Annotated in this window: 1 pseudogene; it reads left to right on the top strand. The window is 63.5% G+C overall.

From position 1 onward, the window contains the following. Positions 1–142: 142 nt before the first annotated feature. Positions 143–400, top strand: a pseudogene (locus AC0L3I_RS37015) (extracellular catalytic domain type 1 short-chain-length polyhydroxyalkanoate depolymerase); the annotation flags it as partial.

Below are 400 nucleotides of genomic sequence, written 5' to 3'. Positions count from 1 at the left end.
TGACCACACGGTTTCGCCTTCCAACGCGGAAGCGATCGCAGGCCAATGGCGGGGAGTCCACCGGCTTGAGAAAGCGCGGACGCGTCGGGAAGCTGCCGGACCGCACGAAAAGCAGGTCTGGCGTAACGCCGCGGGAGAAGCCTTGATCGAAATCAACATGATCGCCGGGATGGGCCACGGCACGCCGCTCGGCAACGGCCTCGGCGCTCCGGGGCCTTATATGATTGATGTCGGCATCGCCTCCACACGCGAGATCGCGCAGTTTTGGGGGATCGCGGCAACGGAGGAAAGCGACTCCCGGAAATCGAGGCCGCAAGTGCCCTTCAACCAACCGCCACTACCCCAGTCACCGGCGCCAGGTATAGAAAATGCGAAGACGAAGCCCCCACAGTCGACTGCC

The organism is Mesorhizobium sp. WSM4840 (assembly GCF_055811755.1).
This window is presented reverse-complemented; position numbering and strand designations above follow the sequence as displayed.